The sequence below is a fragment of the Moritella viscosa genome (genome assembly GCF_900120065.1).
GTDB classification, from domain to species: Bacteria; Pseudomonadota; Gammaproteobacteria; order Enterobacterales; family Moritellaceae; genus Moritella; species Moritella viscosa.
Map to the genome: position 1 here is coordinate 112,908 of NZ_FPLG01000087.1, position 13,307 is coordinate 126,214.

14 protein-coding genes and 1 pseudogene are annotated in these 13,307 nt (G+C 40.4%); 9 read left to right on the forward strand and 6 right to left on the reverse strand.

Annotated elements, in window-relative coordinates:
* Window positions 1-465: 465 nt before the first annotated feature.
* The 3 genes from yaaA to BT797_RS12060 form a co-directional block, all read right to left on the reverse strand.
* The gene (yaaA, locus tag BT797_RS12050; protein ID WP_045112032.1) at window positions 466-1,245 is read right to left on the reverse strand and encodes a peroxide stress protein YaaA; all 780 of its coding nucleotides are present in this window, start codon (window positions 1,243-1,245) and stop codon (window positions 466-468) included.
* Between the two features lie 63 nt (window positions 1,246-1,308).
* Window positions 1,309-2,424: a PilT/PilU family type 4a pilus ATPase gene (locus tag BT797_RS12055; protein ID WP_075472224.1), complete on the reverse strand. Its 1,116-nt coding sequence runs from the start codon at window positions 2,422-2,424 to the stop codon at window positions 1,309-1,311.
* An 11-nt stretch (window positions 2,425-2,435) separates the two neighbouring features.
* Window positions 2,436-3,470, reverse strand: coding sequence for a type IV pilus twitching motility protein PilT (locus BT797_RS12060; protein WP_045112034.1), 1,035 nt, complete (start codon window positions 3,468-3,470; stop codon window positions 2,436-2,438).
* A gap of 30 nt (window positions 3,471-3,500) precedes the next feature.
* Between BT797_RS12060 and BT797_RS12065 the strand changes: the two genes are divergently transcribed.
* From BT797_RS12065 to hemW, 6 genes and pseudogenes are all read left to right on the forward strand, one after another.
* Window positions 3,501-4,196, forward strand: coding sequence for a YggS family pyridoxal phosphate-dependent enzyme (locus tag BT797_RS12065; protein ID WP_075472225.1), 696 nt, complete (start codon window positions 3,501-3,503; stop codon window positions 4,194-4,196).
* Window positions 4,197-4,252: 56 nt separating this feature from the next.
* A complete protein-coding gene (gene proC / locus BT797_RS12070; RefSeq protein WP_075472226.1) occupies window positions 4,253-5,080 on the forward strand; it encodes a pyrroline-5-carboxylate reductase in 828 nt (275 codons plus the stop codon).
* Between the two features lie 52 nt (window positions 5,081-5,132).
* Window positions 5,133-5,677 (forward strand): annotated as a pseudogene (locus BT797_RS12075) (YggT family protein).
* Between the two features lie 184 nt (window positions 5,678-5,861).
* Window positions 5,862-6,290, forward strand: a complete 429-nt coding sequence (locus tag BT797_RS12080; protein WP_075472227.1) for a DUF4426 domain-containing protein — start codon at window positions 5,862-5,864, stop codon at window positions 6,288-6,290.
* A gap of 116 nt (window positions 6,291-6,406) precedes the next feature.
* The gene (locus BT797_RS12085) at window positions 6,407-7,021 is read left to right on the forward strand and encodes an XTP/dITP diphosphatase (protein ID WP_045112038.1); all 615 of its coding nucleotides are present in this window, start codon (window positions 6,407-6,409) and stop codon (window positions 7,019-7,021) included.
* Window positions 7,022-7,071: 50 nt separating this feature from the next.
* Window positions 7,072-8,208: a radical SAM family heme chaperone HemW gene (gene hemW, locus BT797_RS12090; RefSeq protein ID WP_170860757.1), complete on the forward strand. Its 1,137-nt coding sequence runs from the start codon at window positions 7,072-7,074 to the stop codon at window positions 8,206-8,208.
* 80 nt (window positions 8,209-8,288) lie between these two features.
* Here the strand turns inward: hemW and glsB are convergent, their stop codons facing one another.
* The 3 genes from glsB to trmB all read right to left on the reverse strand — a co-directional run bounded on the left by glsB (window position 8,289) and on the right by trmB (window position 10,446).
* On the reverse strand, window positions 8,289-9,206 hold the full coding sequence (gene glsB / locus BT797_RS12095) for a glutaminase B (protein WP_045112040.1): 918 nt from the start codon (window positions 9,204-9,206) through the stop codon (window positions 8,289-8,291).
* Window positions 9,207-9,369: 163 nt separating this feature from the next.
* Complete coding sequence (locus BT797_RS12100; RefSeq protein ID WP_045112041.1) at window positions 9,370-9,708, reverse strand: YggL 50S ribosome-binding family protein; 339 nt, start codon at window positions 9,706-9,708, stop codon at window positions 9,370-9,372.
* A 12-nt stretch (window positions 9,709-9,720) separates the two neighbouring features.
* On the reverse strand, window positions 9,721-10,446 hold the full coding sequence (gene trmB / locus BT797_RS12105; protein WP_045112042.1) for a tRNA (guanosine(46)-N7)-methyltransferase TrmB: 726 nt from the start codon (window positions 10,444-10,446) through the stop codon (window positions 9,721-9,723).
* Between the two features lie 151 nt (window positions 10,447-10,597).
* Between trmB and mutY the strand changes: the two genes are divergently transcribed.
* The 3 genes from mutY to BT797_RS12120 all read left to right on the forward strand — a co-directional run bounded on the left by mutY (window position 10,598) and on the right by BT797_RS12120 (window position 13,164).
* The gene (gene mutY / locus BT797_RS12110) at window positions 10,598-11,671 is read left to right on the forward strand and encodes an A/G-specific adenine glycosylase (RefSeq protein WP_045112050.1); all 1,074 of its coding nucleotides are present in this window, start codon (window positions 10,598-10,600) and stop codon (window positions 11,669-11,671) included.
* 1 nt (window position 11,672) lies between these two features.
* Complete coding sequence (locus BT797_RS12115; protein ID WP_045112051.1) at window positions 11,673-11,942, forward strand: oxidative damage protection protein; 270 nt, start codon at window positions 11,673-11,675, stop codon at window positions 11,940-11,942.
* Window positions 11,943-12,006: 64 nt separating this feature from the next.
* Window positions 12,007-13,164, forward strand: a complete 1,158-nt coding sequence (locus BT797_RS12120; RefSeq protein WP_045112052.1) for a murein transglycosylase domain-containing protein — start codon at window positions 12,007-12,009, stop codon at window positions 13,162-13,164.
* Window positions 13,165-13,307: the final 143 nt, after the last annotated feature.

A 13,307-nucleotide genomic window follows, 5' to 3' on the forward strand; every position in this document is an offset into this window, starting at 1 on the left:
GATAACTCTTCCATAAAATAATATCAACTAGCTAAGCCATAACCTATATAGATCATCATTAAAATGCATATAGGTTATGAGCTTAACCAGTCTTCCTTGAGTGAAGCTAACACTCTAACTTTAAATTATCTCATAATAGGTACTTAAAGATGTTATTAATACTAAAAGATGAAAAGTTCAACATAACACCAACTTTTTGTGATGAACTTATTATGCCAAAATAATAGGCTGTGATATTAATCACCTTGAATACCTGTGTTTGTTTAAACATAGCTGTTATGAAATAGTAAATAGAATGAACTATTTACTTATAAAAAATTTTATTTACCCATCCTCCTACTAATACATTCAGTTTCAAACTAACTCATTATTTAGATTAAAAAAAAGGATATTCAAATATGAATATCCTTTTTTAAAACTGATTTATACCATCACTTTATTTAACTCATAACACATACTATTTCATTATTTAAAGATTTCATCACGCTTAAACACCAATTCAATATCCGTTGATTCAGCATCACAATAGTAATAACCATCAGTATCAAACGCCGTTAGCTGTGACACATCAGTTAATTGATTCTCAATGATGTACCGCGCCATTAAACCGCGTGCTTTTTTAGCATAAAAACTAATGATCTTGAATTTACCCGCTTTGCAGTCTTTAAATACAGGTGTAATCACCTGTCCTTTTAAGCGCTTCTTTTGCACCGCTTTAAAGTACTCATTGGACGCTAAGTTAATTAACACTTTATCGCCTTGTGCAGCAAGCGTTTCATTGACTTTATCTGTGATGATATCGCCCCAGAACTGATATAAGTTAGTACCACGTCCATTACTGAGCTTAGTGCCCATTTCTAAGCGGTATGCTTTAATCAGATCAAGTGGTCGTAACAAACCATACAAACCAGATAAAATACGGAAATGTTGCTGCGCAAACGCCATGTCAGCATCACTAAACGTTTCTGCGTCTAAACCCGTATAAACATCACCTTTAAAGGCAAATACAGCTTGTTTAGCATTGTCGGGGGTAAACTCTGCTGACCATTCGGTAAAGCGAGCAACATTTAGTCCAGCCAACTTATCACTAATTTTCATTAATGAAGACAAATCCATTGGCGTTAATTGACGACAAACATCAATCAATTCTGCCGAATGTACAGTTAAGTCAGCTTGGCTATACTGCTCAGTTATAGACGGCGTCTCAAAATCGAGTGTTTTAGCCGGTGATACCACTATTAACATAACTCTTCCTTACTTTTCTTAAACTGATGTTTATTATATTGCGATGAATTTTATAGCCCGTCATTACAAAGCTTCGATCGTCACCCCGTCAAGCATACTATCACTGCCTGCTTGACCTTGATTTAACTTAATCATTAAGCGTAAATCATTTGGCGAGTCAGCGTGATGTAAAGCCTCTGTATAACTAATCATATTGGTATTATAAAGTGCTAATAACGCTTGATCAAAGGTTTGCATTCCCAGCTCGCCCGACTTTATCATCACTTCTTTAATTTTATGCAGTTCATTTTTGCGGATCAATTCACTGACCAAAGGTGTGTTCAATAAAATTTCAAATGCACCACGTCGACTTAAACCACCTTGTACTGGGATTAATTGCTGTGCCACAATGGCTTTTAAATTTAGAGACAAATCATATAACAACTGAGCATGCTTTTCTTTTGGTACCAAGTGCAAAATACGATCGATAGCCTGATTGGCATTAGTTGCATGTAGCGTTGCCATACATAAATGCCCCGTTTCCGCAAACGCCAAGGCAAACTCCATCGTTTCTTGTGAACGGATTTCACCAATCAAGATCACATCCGGCGCTTGACGTAATGAGCTCTTCAGCGCATCTTCAAAAGACTCGGTATCAATTCCCACTTCACGCTGAGTCACAATACAACTACCATGTTCATGGACAAACTCAATCGGATCTTCAATCGTTAAGATATGACCTGATGAGTTTTGGTTACGATAACCCACCATGGCTGCTTGCGTAGTTGATTTACCAGACCCCGTCGCCCCAACAACTAATACTAAACCACGCTTCTCTAGTACCGTATGTTTTAATATTGGTGGCAAGTGTAGCTCATCCATTGCTGGTATATCGGTTTCAATACGACGGATCACCATACCCGCTTTTTCTAATTGCCAAAATGCGCTGACACGGAAACGACCAATATCCGGTATGAAAATACCGAAATTAGATTCTTTGGTACGACAGAAAGAAGCATATTCCCCCTCAGACATGGCTTCTTTCACCAATGCTAATGATTGCTCAGCCGTTAATTTATGTTCCGAGAGCGCACGTAATGAGCCATGTAGTTTTACTGTTGGTGCAATACCCGCTGAAATATACATGTCAGAACCAGTAAGCTTTTTCATCGCACTAAAGAGTTGTGGTAGCATCCCCATGTTATTCATCCTTAAAAGCTTTGTTGATCAACAGCTCGAATGCGCGCTTCTTCGCTAGTGACAATACCCATGTTAACCAATTCACGTAACGACTGATCTAATGTTTGCATGCCATGCATCATACCTGTTTGGATCACGGAATACATCTGCGCAACTTTATCCTCACGGATCAAATTACGAATCGCCGGTGTACCAAGCATGATTTCATGTGCCGCAACTCGACCACCACCAGTACGTTTTAATAATGTCTGGGAAATTACCGCACGTAATGATTCCGACAACATCGAACGAACCATGTCCTTCTCTTGCCCTGGGAATACATCAACAATACGGTCAATAGTTTTTGCTGCCGAGGTGGTATGCAAGGTACCAAAGACCAAGTGCCCTGTTTCCGCCGCAGTTAATGCCAAACGGATGGTTTCTAAATCTCGCATTTCACCGACCAAAATAATGTCGGGATCTTCACGTAATGCAGAACGTAATGCGGCATTAAAGCTTTTAGTATCCCGGAATACTTCACGCTGATTAATTAAGCTTTTCTTATTCTTGTGTACAAATTCAATCGGATCTTCGATTGTCAGAATATGTTTATGCTGATGCTCGTTAATATGATCAATCATTGACGCCAGTGTCGTTGACTTACCAGACCCCGTCGGCCCAGTCACCAATACTAAACCACGTGGCAGTTTCACCAAATCATGAAAAATGTCTGGCACACTTAATTCTGCCATGCTTTTAATTTCACTTGGGATAGTACGAAACGTAGCAGCAGGACCACGGTGTTGATTAAATGCATTTACACGAAAACGAGCAACGTTATTAATTTCAAAAGAAAAATCTACTTCCAAATGTTCTTCATAGTCTTTACGCTGTTTATCATCCATAATGTCATAAATTAGCGCATGTACTTGTTTGGCGTCAAAAGCAGGTAAATTGATTTTACGTACATCACCGTCCACACGGATCATCGGAGGAACCCCCGAAGAAAGGTGTAGATCTGATGCGTTATGCTTTACACTAAATGTAAGTAACTCTGTAACATCCATATTCTTTTTAACCTCATTGCAAGTAACATCATGAATAGTATATCAACACGATTACAACAGGTTCTGACTCAAATTGAAAACGCGGCAAGCACATCTTGCAAAAAAAGGTGTGAAATTAACCTGCTTGCAGTAAGTAAAACCAAACCCGTCGAACAAGTGATGGCAGTTTACGCACTCGGACAACGTAAATTTGGTGAAAACTACCTGCAAGAGGCCGTAGAAAAAATTACTCATCTACAACATGACGGTGATTATGACGATATCGAGTGGCATTTTATTGGTCCAATTCAATCGAATAAGACGCGTCCGATTGCCGAGCATTTTGATTGGGTTCAAAGTATCGACCGTTTAAAAGTGGCGCAACGACTCAATGATCAACGCCCAGCAGAGATGGCAAAATTAAACGTTTGTATTCAAATTAATATCAGTGCCGAAGACAGCAAGTCTGGCGCTGATTTGCAACAAGCTCGACTTTTAGCTGAACAAGTGGCTAATTTACCGAACTTAGTATTACGCGGGATCATGGCGATTCCAGAAAAAACCGACGATCTCGAGAAGCTTAAATCACAATTTAACCAGCTTGAATCGTTGTATTTATCACTTCAGCACCAATATAACCAAATAGACACTTTATCAATGGGTATGACCAACGATATGGAACTTGCGATTGCGCAAGGTAGTAACATGGTACGTGTTGGCACTGCCATTTTTGGCGCACGCGGCTGATCACTCCGTTTTATGGAATTAAACAGTAACGATCAAGTATAAGGAATTAAACTGTAATGATCATGAATAAAAAAATCGCCTTTATTGGTGCAGGAAATATGGCAAGCAGCCTTATCGGCGGAATGATCACAGATGGTTATCCTGCAGAATTAATTTATGCAGCAAGTCCGACACGTACTCGATTAGATGTATTAGCAGAAAAATTTGCGATTAATACCACTCAAAACAATCACTTTGCAGTTACCGAGGCTGATATCATTATTCTGGCGGTAAAACCGCAATTGATGGCGGATGTTTGCTCTCACCTTGCAGAACAAAGTGCCAATTATCGAGGCAAATTATTTGTTTCCGTTGCCGCAGGCGTAACGGTCGAGCGTTTACAAAGTTTACTAGCTGACAATCAACCAATTGTACGTACCATGCCAAATACACCAGCCTTAGTTCAAAAAGGCATGACGGGCTTATTCCCATCACCAGAAGTATCTGATAATGATATCAAAACCATTAACCAGATCATGATGGCTGTTGGTAAAACCTGTTGGGTTGATAACGAAGCTGATTTAAATACTATTATTGCAGCAACGGGCAGTTCACCCGCTTATTTCTTCCTGTTTATGGAAGCCATGCAAGAAAGTATTATCGGCATGGGATTCACTCAACAACAAGCAAGAGAGTTAGTACAGCAAGCAGCGGCAGGTTCAGCCGAATTAGTCATCCAAAACCCGCATATTGATTTGGCCACATTACGCAAAAATGTAACCTCAAAAGGTGGCACCACAGCAGAAGCAATTCGTACTTTTGAAGAACAAAACCTACGTGCGACGGTCAATACAGCGATGCAAGCAGCAGTCTCTCGTGCTGAAGAAATGCAAAAACTATTTTAACAATGAACCAACGAACAATTAACTCACAACCAATTAACTTGAAGGGTAATTTATGAACGCGGCTAACTTTTTGGTCAGTATCTTATTTGAAACATACATTCTTATCATACTACTACGTGTATGGTTACAAATGGCCCGTGCTGATTTTTACAATCCAATGAGCCAATTTATTGTTAAAGCAACCCAGCCTGTTGTCGGTCCATTACGTCGTGTGCTCCCAAGCTTGGGTGGCTTAGACCTTGCCCAGTGGTATTTGCTTATGCAGTAGCCTGTGCGATGATTTACACCCTATTCGGCCTGCAAACGGGTGCAGTAGCGCCTATCCAAGATGTATTAATCTTAGCTGCTATCAAACTTGTTAAGCAATGCTTCAGCTTAGTATTCTACGTATTAATCTTACGTGCTATTTTAAGCTGGGTTAGCCAAGGCAATAGTCCTGTTGAAAATGTACTATCACAGCTAAGTGAACCAATCTTAACGCCAATCCGTCGTTTTATTCCAGCCATTGGTGGTCTTGACTTATCAATGCTAGTAGCAATTTTAGGCCTACAGTTTTTACAAATTTTAATTGGTGATCTGACAGGGCTACCATTCTAATAAAATTAATATCAATGCAGGGGAAAGCCTTGCATTGATATTTTATCCATTCAGTTAGCTATACTATTTATACCCAAACTATTTCAAGATGCACAATCAGCAAACAGAAGGAGAGGATATTCAAGACTTCACAATGCCGAAGATACCTCCATTCAGTTTGCTCAAATTTAATTTCGGAGCCAACATGCCAACATTATTTAAATCTTTATTACTCTCCCTCACCCTATTATGTTCAGCAAATGCTAGTGCAGAACAAATGCAACAACTGGGAGATTGGGATGTCCATTATATTGCATTCCCAAGTACATTTTTAACTTCTGACGTTGCATCGACGTACGATATTAAACGCAGTAAGTACTTAGGTATTATCAACATTTCAGTGCTAGATAGTGACAGCTTAAAAGCTCAGACTGTTGACATCAAAGTGACTGCGCGTAACTTATTAGGTAATATTCGCGAATTAGACGTGCGTGAAATACGTGAACAAGATGCCATTTACTACATTGCGGAAGTACCGCATCGCAACGAAGAAACTTACCGCATCAAGGTCACATTAACCAGCGAAAACCAAACGCAAGAACTAAAGTTTCAACAAAAATTTTATGTTGATTAGGCTTTATCAGTGTTCGGCGATCCTGTATAACCTGATTTCAATGTGATATGCCCATTTTAAATTCACTTACTCTTTTTTAATAAATAACTCTCTTTTAACAAATAATAAGGCGCACCATGTCTAAAGTTGTTCTCGCTACTGGTAATCCAGGTAAAGTTCGTGAAATGTCAGCACTGCTTGCTGAATTTGGTCTTGAAGTGCTGCCACAAAGTAATTTCAATATTGTCGAAGCTGACGAGACAGGCACTACTTTTATTGAAAATGCCATCATCAAAGCGAAACATGCGGCAGCATTAACAGGTCTACCTGCGATTGCAGACGATTCAGGCTTAGCAGTTGATGCATTGCAAGGCGTACCGGGTATTTACTCTGCACGCTATGCCGGTGTGGATGCCAGTGATCGCGATAACTTACTTAAATTATTAGATGCACTTAAAGACGTGCCAGCCGCACAACGTACGGCTCGTTTTCATTGTGTTTTGGTCTATATGACCCACGCTGAAGATCCAACACCGTTAGTCTGCCATGGCAGCTGGGATGGCGTTATTACAGAACAGCCGAGTGGTGAAGATGGTTTTGGTTACGATCCTATTTTCTTTGTTGAATCCGAAGGCTGTACATCCGCGGAACTGACTAAACAACGTAAAAGTGAGCTAAGTCATCGCGGCCAAGCGTTAACCAAATTGTTAGCGGCAATGCATGAACAGCAAACTCGATTAGCTGTAAAATAATGACCGATACCATGATGACGACTACAACCAATACAGTAACAACACTGCCAATGCGACTACCGCCATTGAGTTTATATGTGCATATTCCTTGGTGTGTACAAAAATGTCCCTATTGTGATTTCAACTCACATACGCAGAAAGGTAAGATCCCAGAAGACGAATATATTCAAGACCTACTGGCGGATCTGCGCAGTGAACTACCCCGTGTATTTCAGCGTTCTTTGCATTCGATCTTTATTGGTGGCGGTACTCCGAGCTTGATCAGTTCAGAAGGCATTGCCAAAATACTTAACGGTATCGAAGCTATGGTCCCGTTTAGCGAAAATATTGAGATCACCATGGAAGCAAATCCAGGCACGGTCGAAGCCGACCGTTTTCACGGTTATGTAGCCGCGGGGATTAACCGGATCTCAATAGGTGTGCAAAGTTTGCAAGCCGAAAAACTCAATCTATTGGGTCGGATTCACGATCCAGACGAAGCGATCCGCGCAGCCAACATTGCCACCGAATCAGCGCTAAATTCATTCAATTTGGACCTGATGCATGGCCTACCACATCAAGATCTGAATGATGCCTTATATGACTTAAATAAGGCAGTAGAATTAGCGCCTTATCATCTGTCTTGGTATCAATTAACCATTGAGCAGAACACCCAGTTTTACTCTAAGCCACCAACCTTACCGGACGAAGATATCCTCTGGGATATTTTTGAACAAGGTCATGCGCTGCTAAGTGAAGCCGGTTATGAACAATATGAAATATCAGGCTATGCGAAAGCTGGAAAGCAGTGCCAGCACAATTTAAATTATTGGCGTTTTGGTGATTATATCGGCATTGGCTGTGGTGCTCACGGTAAGCTTACTGAACCAGAAACAGGTCAGATAGTCCGTCGCAGTAAAGTAAAGCATCCACGCGGTTATATGGACGCTGACAAAGCCTTTTTAGACAATGAACATGTGGTAGCTCGAGACGAACTGCCATTTGAGTTCTTCATGAATCGCTTTCGCTTAATCGAAGCAACACCCAAGCAGGACTTTTGTGACTTTACTGGATTACCACTATCCACGATTAGTGAGCAGATTAATGCCGCGGTGAAGAAAGGTTTACTGACTGAAACCGAAAGCCATTGGCAAGTGACCAGACTTGGCCATCGTTATCTAAACAGCTTATTCGATCTGTTTATCTAAACACATTAAATAGCAGTGCGAGCAGTAATGAATGCATTATTGTTAGCACTCGCTATTCGAAATCATGTATATCAAGCATATTAAAAAATTGAGTGACCAAAACGCTCACTAAACAATTCTAACAATGCTGTACCCGCTAATGAATTACCTGATTCATTCAATTCTGGCGACCACACACAAACCGTTAATTTCCCCGGGATAACAGCAGCAATACCACCGCCAACCCCACTTTTTGCAGGCATACCAACACGGAAAGCAAAGTCTCCAGATTCATCATATAAACCACATGTCGCCAGTAACGCATTTAAGCGGCGAGTACAACGCTCACTAACCAAACTCTTGTTACGATGACAAGGTATACCTTTTTTCGCTAAAAATGAGAATGCAGTGGCCAATTCCACGCAATTCATATTAATCGCACAATAGCTAAAATAGCTCTGTAATACCGTTTCGACATGATTACTAAAGTTGCCGTGTGATTTCATCAAATAAGCAATAGCGGCATTACGTGCCATGTGTTCAAATTCTGAATCTGCTACGTCATAATCAATATAGATATCAGTCGAGTTAGCCAGTTTTCGGAGTAATTCCAACATCCGTTGTTTCGGTGCAGAAAGGCGACTTTGCAACATATCAGCCACCACCAATGCGCCAGCATTAATAAACGGATTACGCGGTTTGCCTTTTTCAAACTCTAATTGAATAAGTGAATTATATGCTTGGCCAGAAGGTTCACGTCCAACCCTTGTCCATAACTCATCTTCAGAAAAACGTGTTAATGCCGCAGTCAATGCAAATACTTTCGAAATACTTTGAATTGAAAAACGTATATCTGCATCACCCGCTGTAAATACATCACCGTTAGCCATACACACAGCAATTCCCAATTGATTAGGATTCACATTGGCCAATGCAGGTATATAATCGGCAACATGGCCTTCGCCAATTAACGGGCGTATTTCGTCGAGCAGTTCTTCTAAAGATGCGTTAGAAAGCATAAATAACCTATTTTAAATGCAGTGTTCGATGTGCTGTAGATAAGCGGGAACAAAAATAAAAGAAAAGAGAAATTGTCTGTGCGTAGAAATAAGACAACAAATAACCGACCGTTTAAGGAGATAGATCTGAAAAACAGTCGGTTTTAATGACTAGTAAATTGGCTTATTCGCCTTCTTCACCGTACCATAAATCAAATAATGGGCTAACAATTAGGTTTTTAACACCTTTTGCTTCTAACCAAGTTTTCACTTGTTCACGTTGCTCTTCAGTACATTTACCGTGGGTTTCAGTACAAATCATACCATCCCATTGTAAGTTTCCGTCTGCAGCAAACGCCAGTTTGTTTGGATCGATAACTTCAGCAATGAAACCATCTAAGATAGCGTCAACCTGCTCTTCAGTTATACCCTCTGGGAAATCCCAAGAAAGATCAAAACCTAACTCTTGGAATTCATCTACACGTAGTTTCTTACGTAGACGACGATTACGATTTTTAGCCATTATTACCTCGAATTACTTAGTACGTTTATAAATAATATCCCAAACGCCGTGCCCTAAACGGTGACCACGTTGTTCGAATTTAGTTAATGGACGCCAATCTGGGCGTGGCACAAAATGCCCTTCTGTTGCGGTATTTTCATAACCGGGTGCAGCAGCCATTATTTCAATCATATGCTCGGCATAGTTTTCCCAGTCCGTCGCCATATGGAAGATACCACCTAAGCTAAGTTTTTGGCGAATACTTTCTGCAAATTCTACTTGTACAATTCGACGTTTGTGATGACGCTTCTTATGCCAAGGATCAGGGAAGAATAATTGCATGCCACCTAAGCTAGTATCTGGGATACAATCCGCTAATACTTCCACTGCATCATGGCAAAATACGCGCAAGTTAGTGATACCGCGTTCACCCGCAGCCATTAGGCATGCACCAACACCTGGTGAGTGCACTTCGATACCAATAAAGTTTTTCTCTGGTGAAGCAGCCGCCATCTCAACTAAAGATGCACCCATACCAAAACCAATTTCTAATGTCACAGGATTGTCGTTACCGAAAACTTCAGCGAAATCGAGCATGCCCATGTCATGATCTAGACCCATAGTCGGCCAAAAATCGTTCATAGCGGCTTCCTGGCCTTTGGTTAAACGCCCTTCACGTAAAACAAAACTTCTCACTTTACGGATACGTTTACCGTCTTCTGTTAATTCAGGTTCTGCTATTCTTTTATGTTCAGTCATTTTTTATCCAGTCGCCGTTATGACAATTTAATCGCCATAAACATTATAAATTTATCTATTAATTCGGGCATTATCCAAAGATAGCTGAATTTGGCAAGTTTTGTGTGGCATAATTTCACCCTAAACTCCCCACATTTGCTAAAAATACCCGATGAAATCGCCATTAGAGAATAATAAAGACACATTTGCTCCACGGGCACTTGCTTGGTTTAAAGACTTTGGTCGTAAAGATCTGCCTTGGCAACAATACCACGAACCTTACCCTACTTGGTTAAGTGAAGTGATGTTACAACAAACCCAAGTCAGCACTGTGATCCCTTATTTCACCACTTTTATGGAGAAGTTTCCCACAGTTATCGATTTGGCTAATGCACACATCGATGAGGTATTACATTTATGGACAGGGCTAGGTTATTACGCTCGAGGCCGTAATTTACATAAAGCGGCACAATTGATCCGCGATGAATATCAAGGTCTGTTCCCAACCGAATTTGAACAAGTATTAGCATTACCCGGTGTCGGTCGCTCAACCGCGGGCGCAATTTTGTCATTATCATTAGATCAACCACACCCTATATTAGACGGCAACGTAAAACGCGTTTTAACACGTTGGGGTGCCATTGAAGGTTGGTATGGCAAGAAGGCTGTTGAAAATACGCTGTGGGCACTATCAGAAGAACTGACCCCGCAACAACAAACCGCTAATTATAATCAGGTGATGATGGATCTGGGCGCGACAGTGTGCACCCGTAGTCGACCTGATTGTGATATTTGCCCAGTAAATGAAGATTGTAAAGCACATGCAATGGGTACACCAACAGCATTCCCAACCCCTAAACCTAAAAAAACAATCCCAGTCAGAACCGTGCAAATGTTATTACTAAAACAAGGTTCTACACTGTGTTTACAGCAGCGCCCACCGGCAGGTATTTGGGGGGGATTATGGTGTTTCCCTGAACGCGATGACAATTTATCGCTGGAAGAACAGCTAGAACAATTTGGTATTAGTGAGTTTACTAGCCAAGAGTTGCCTGGATTTAGACACACTTTCAGTCACTTCCATCTTGATATCAGCCCATTGTTAGTAAAAATAAATGCCACAACAAGTACGCAAATAATGGAACCTCAAGGGACTCTTTGGTATAACATAGAGCAACCGGCAACTGTGGGATTAGCAGCTGCAACTAAAAAATTATTAACATCTCAAGCATTGAGAGAGGCATAACATGGCTAGAATGGTTTTCTGCACACGCTTACAAAAAGAAGCGGAAGGTTTACGTTTTCAAATTTATCCAGGTGAAGTAGGCAAGCGTATTTTTGATCATATTTGCCAAGAAGCATGGTCAGAATGGCAGCAAAAACAAACCATGCTGTTGAATGAAAAAAAATTAAACATGATGGATGAAAATGATCGCGCATTTCTAGAACAAGAGATGATCAAATACCTGTTTGAAGGTGAAGACGTAATCATTGAGGGTTTTACCCCTAAAGCCTAATCCAATTGCCTAGCGTGATACTCTAGCGCTAGGCAAGTTTTAACCCAGAGAACAAATCAACCATATGTCTATACTCCGTATCATATTAATCGCTGTCAGTTGCTGTGTATTAACCGCTTGCTCGATGAGTAACTATCAACACTCTGTCGAACTCGCTAGTCTCAACAATACGTCTCAAGCGTTAGAACGGCTTTCTTATCAACAACCCAATTACCGCGCTAAAACCGAAAGATCCAACGAAAAAGACAATACCGCACTTAAAGCCCTAAAAGACAATTATTATCAAAATGTTACCGAAATTTGGGGTGATACTGAACTCTCGTTTTCAAGCAATTATCGCTATATCAAATATACCAACAATTATCGCAGCCGCTCAATTATCGATTTTCAACAAGGTAGCGTCCGTGTCGAGACTCTCACACAACCAAATAGCCAGCAATACCTTAAACAGGCGATTGAGTACACCTTACTTGCCCCTGAACAGCCTAAATACACCGATTTCTACACTAGTTACAGCTCTGAAATTAAAGGGAAGCCCTTTCTGTACCTACAAGTTAAAGATAATGATGGGAAATCAATAAAATGGCATTGGCGCGCTTCTCGCTATGCTAATTCTCTTATTAAGCATAAGCGTAAGAAAATAACGATAAATGGTAGTTCTGTAGACGTCGTAATATTTACTTTAACCCCTAACCATACCAAAGTGCGTATGCAACGCTATCAAGCTCAGATTAAACAATCAGCGCAACGTTATGGTATTGATAGCAACGTAGTCACAGCCATGATCCAAGTCGATAGCTTATTTAACCCCTACGCCTTAAATCACAACAGGCGCATTGGTCTAATGCAAATTTCTGATTCGATTGGCCAAGATGTATTTCAGCAACAAAAGAAATATCCCTTTAAACCACAACCAAACTGGCTATTTAATAACAATAATAATCTAGATATCGGTATGAGTTATTTAAATTTATTAGATAAACAATACCTTAAAAAAATTAGCAATCCAAAATCTCGCTACTATGCCACGCTAGCAAGTTATATTGCAGGACCTAAAAATATGCTGCAAACCTTCTCAAAGAACAAAAATGAAGCGTTGAGCATAATAAATGGCTTGTCTTCTTATGAGGTTTACCAAAGTTTCACTAATGCGCAATCTCGAGCTGATATAAAAAACTATGTGTATGAGGTAAACCGTCATTTTCGTCAACTGAGCAGTTAAACGTCAACAAAATACACGTATTGATGATTAATCAGGCAGCGCATAGGGTTAACGCATATTATTTTCACTAAACAGGGTGAAACAGTTGACGGATCGGCCTAAATTCTATTTAATGACGCTCCATTGCCCGAATAGCTCAGTCG

Bases quoted from the DNA above. Each gene is read 5' to 3' on its own strand.
- BT797_RS12100 (WP_045112041.1), bottom strand. From the start codon at position 9,708: ATGGCTAAAAATCGTAATCGTCGTCTACGTAAGAAACTACGTGTAGAT.
- mutY (WP_045112050.1), top strand. From the start codon at position 10,598: ATGAAATCGCCATTAGAGAATAATAAAGACACATTTGCTCCACGGGCA.
- BT797_RS12115 (WP_045112051.1), top strand. From the start codon at position 11,673: ATGGCTAGAATGGTTTTCTGCACACGCTTACAAAAAGAAGCGGAAGGT.
- BT797_RS12080 (WP_075472227.1), top strand. From the start codon at position 5,862: ATGCCAACATTATTTAAATCTTTATTACTCTCCCTCACCCTATTATGT.
- BT797_RS12120 (WP_045112052.1), top strand. From the start codon at position 12,007: ATGTCTATACTCCGTATCATATTAATCGCTGTCAGTTGCTGTGTATTA.
- BT797_RS12055 (WP_075472224.1), bottom strand. From the start codon at position 2,424: ATGGGGATGCTACCACAACTCTTTAGTGCGATGAAAAAGCTTACTGGT.
- BT797_RS12085 (WP_045112038.1), top strand. From the start codon at position 6,407: ATGTCTAAAGTTGTTCTCGCTACTGGTAATCCAGGTAAAGTTCGTGAA.
- BT797_RS12065 (WP_075472225.1), top strand. From the start codon at position 3,501: ATGAATAGTATATCAACACGATTACAACAGGTTCTGACTCAAATTGAA.
- glsB (WP_045112040.1), bottom strand. From the start codon at position 9,206: ATGCTTTCTAACGCATCTTTAGAAGAACTGCTCGACGAAATACGCCCG.
- trmB (WP_045112042.1), bottom strand. From the start codon at position 10,446: ATGACTGAACATAAAAGAATAGCAGAACCTGAATTAACAGAAGACGGT.
- yaaA (WP_045112032.1), bottom strand. From the start codon at position 1,245: ATGTTAATAGTGGTATCACCGGCTAAAACACTCGATTTTGAGACGCCG.
- BT797_RS12060 (WP_045112034.1), bottom strand. From the start codon at position 3,470: ATGGATGTTACAGAGTTACTTACATTTAGTGTAAAGCATAACGCATCA.
- proC (WP_075472226.1), top strand. From the start codon at position 4,253: ATGATCATGAATAAAAAAATCGCCTTTATTGGTGCAGGAAATATGGCA.
- hemW (WP_170860757.1), top strand. From the start codon at position 7,072: ATGCGACTACCGCCATTGAGTTTATATGTGCATATTCCTTGGTGTGTA.